Below are 2,874 nucleotides of genomic sequence, written 5' to 3'. Positions count from 1 at the left end.
CAGCCTTTATTTATCATAAAAAAACCCTTCCCCTCGCCAACTTAATTTTATTAATTTAGATGAATAGATATGTTGATATATGAGATATAACAGCAAATTAATGCGAAATAAAGTATTTTTATACATTTATAACTTAGTAGATTTTCAGAATTTTTGTCTCTCACCCTTTATTATGTTATGATAATTAACGTCTTTTCAAAACGGACCTTTCCCCGGAATGTTTTTTCCGCAAATAAAAAACTGTATGCTACTGTATAAAAAGGTTTTTTTTCAACCAATAATTTAATGGGGACAATAAGAGAAAATGGAGGGGTGAACAAATGGATTTCACTATGGCAACGTGGTTTTGGCTTCTAGTTCCAATGCCATTATTGATCGTACTATCGGGCATAACTCTATTTACTGAAAAAGGAGAGGATAAATAAACATGGATATAAATATACCAACGTTAACATCAATAATAATCTATCTGGTCGGCATGCTGCTGATTGGTGTGCTTGCAGCCAGAATGACTAAAGATTTATCTGATTATGTTTTAGGCGGCCGAGGGCTTGGACCGGGTGTTGCAGCCTTGAGTGCAGGGGCATCCGATATGAGTGGATGGCTGATGCTTGGATTGCCCGGTGCCGTATATTTAGGCGGTATGGGAGAGATTTGGCTTCCAATTGGATTGTCTGTCGGCGCATATTTAAATTGGCAGTTTGTGGCCAGACCACTGCGTGTTTACACGGAAGTAGCCAATGATTCTATTACAGTACCCGGTTATTTTGAAAACCGATTCCACGATACATCAAAAATATTGCGTGTTGTTTCGGCAATTGTTATTTTAATCTTTTTCACTTTCTATACTTCATCCAGCCTTGTCGGCGGTGCCATCTTGTTAGAGAACTCATTTGGGATGGATTACACACTCGCACTTTGGGTTGGTGCTGCTGTAATTTTGTCATACACATTGTTTGGCGGGTTCCTTGCAGCCAGCTGGACAGATTTCGTTCAAGGGATTTTAATGTTCCTTGCCATGATTATTATACCGATCATTGCCATTCAGGAGCTTGGCGGATGGAATGAAACGATGCAGAAAATCGGATCTATTGATACTTCTTATTTAGATGTCTATTCCGGTGCCACTTTTGTTAGTGTAGTTTCACTATTAGCATGGGGATTAGGTTATTTTGGACAGCCTCATATCCTTGTCCGCTTTATGGGATTAAGATCTACCAATGATGTTCCAAAAGCACGTTTTATCGGTATGACCTGGATGATTATTTCCTTATTCGGAGCTCTATTTGTAGGTTTTGCAGGTATCGCATATTTTGCAGATTCTCCGCTGGCCAATTCCGAAACCGTGTTTATCGTGTTTTCACAAGTGCTATTTAATCCTTGGGTAGCTGGATTTTTATTAGCAGCCATTCTCTCAGCAATCATGAGCACAGTTGACTCTCAATTGCTCGTTTCTTCAAGTGCATTGGCACAGGATTTCTATAAATCCATCTTCAGAAGAAATGCTTCCCAAAAGGAAGAAATGATTGTTGGCAGAATTGCTGTACTGGGCATTGCCATAATTGCCATTTTCCTAGGCTATAACCCTGACAGCAAGGTGTTGGAGCTTGTCAGTTATGCCTGGGCCGGATTTGGTGCAGCCTTTGGGCCTGTCATCATTCTCAGCCTGTTCTGGAAACGCATGACGCGTAATGGCGCACTGGCAGGCATAATTGTTGGTGCTGTAACAGTAATTGCTTGGGCACAGCTTACCGGCGGACTGTTTGATCTGTATGAACTGGCGCCTGGCTTCCTATTTGCAGTTCTGGCGATTATCGTTGTCAGCCTTCTGGATAAGGCACCATCAGCAGAAGTTCAGGAACAGTACGATCAATATAAATCTGTTCTTAAAAAATAAGTGAAGAAACCCTCTTCCTATGCGGAGAGGGTTTTTTGTATTTTCCCATACAGGAATAGCCTTTAGCTTGTGGTTGCCGGAGAAATATAATGAAGGCAATATTAAATTACTTCCGCTCCAAGGGTGTTTGCAAAATGCCTTAAAGCCCACTCATGGCCCTCCTGGTCAAAGGATGCGACAGCATCTTTATAAACCACAATCCTAAAGCCCTTATTATAAGCATCAACAGCTGTATGCAGGACGCAAATGTCTGTGCATACACCTGCCAGGTGCACTTCCTCTATGCCGCGTTCTCTCAGTTTTATTTCCAGGTCGGTTCCTGCGAATGCGGAATATCTGGTTTTATTCATGAAATAAACATTTTCAGCGTCCTTGTTCGTTTCAAAAACCCGCTGCAAGGAACCGTAAAGATTTCTCCCTTCCGTGTTTCTGATATTGTGAGGGGGAAATAAATTCGTTTCCGGGTGATGGGTGTCTCCTTTATCATGAACATCAATGGCAAAAACAGTGTAATGCCCGCTTGCGATAAACTCTTGTGTGAGCTCTGAGATTTTCTTTTCCAAGAGCTGTCCAGGCCTGCTGCATGTCAGGGCACCGTCTTCAGCAACAAAGTCATTTGTGTAATCAATATTGATCAGGGCTTTAATTGGCACTTTTTCATCACTCCAATCTGCAGTTCTTCTTTCATCATATACCTCAGCGGACTGAATATCCAACTAAAAAAAGAACAGCAACCAAGTTGCTGTTCCCGCCTCCGAATGGAGATCTATTAGTACATTTCAGAAGTAGTCTTCGCCTGCATGTGCAGAAGAATGTAGTCAGGACCGCCCGCTTTAGAATCGGTTCCGGACATGTTGAATCCGCCGAATGGCTGGTATCCAACGATCGCACCTGTACAGCCGCGGTTGAAGTATAGGTTTCCAACATGGAAATCTTCACGCGCTTTTTGGATGTGCTCACGGTTCTGTGTGATCACC

The 2,874-nt window shown here is 42.1% G+C and carries 3 protein-coding genes; 1 reads left to right on the top strand and 2 read right to left on the bottom strand.

Translation table 11 applies throughout. From position 1 onward, the window contains the following. The first annotated feature begins 427 nt into the window (after positions 1-427). Positions 428-1,897 (top strand): sodium/proline symporter PutP, encoded by a 1,470-nt coding sequence (gene putP, locus CHI10_RS17215; RefSeq protein ID WP_095245439.1) that lies wholly within the window; start codon positions 428-430, stop codon positions 1,895-1,897. 101 nt (positions 1,898-1,998) lie between these two features. On the opposite strand, the gene CHI10_RS17210 is transcribed toward putP, so the two are convergent. Together CHI10_RS17210 and CHI10_RS17205 are read right to left on the bottom strand one after the other, a co-directional pair. After that, on the bottom strand, positions 1,999-2,550 hold the full coding sequence (locus CHI10_RS17210) for a cysteine hydrolase family protein (protein ID WP_095245440.1): 552 nt from the start codon (positions 2,548-2,550) through the stop codon (positions 1,999-2,001). Between the two features lie 116 nt (positions 2,551-2,666). Further along, on the bottom strand, positions 2,667-2,874 hold a 208-nt coding region (locus CHI10_RS17205), incomplete at its 5' end, for an aldehyde dehydrogenase family protein (RefSeq protein WP_142301769.1).

It is taken from the genome of Bacillus sp. 7894-2 (genome assembly GCF_002272225.1).
GTDB lineage: Bacteria > Bacillota > Bacilli > Bacillales > Cytobacillaceae > Cytobacillus.
The sequence above is the reverse complement of the archived record's forward strand: the minus strand, read 5'-3'. Positions and strand labels throughout refer to the sequence as shown.

Bases quoted from the DNA above. Each gene is read 5' to 3' on its own strand.
- putP (WP_095245439.1), top strand. From the start codon at position 428: ATGGATATAAATATACCAACGTTAACATCAATAATAATCTATCTGGTC.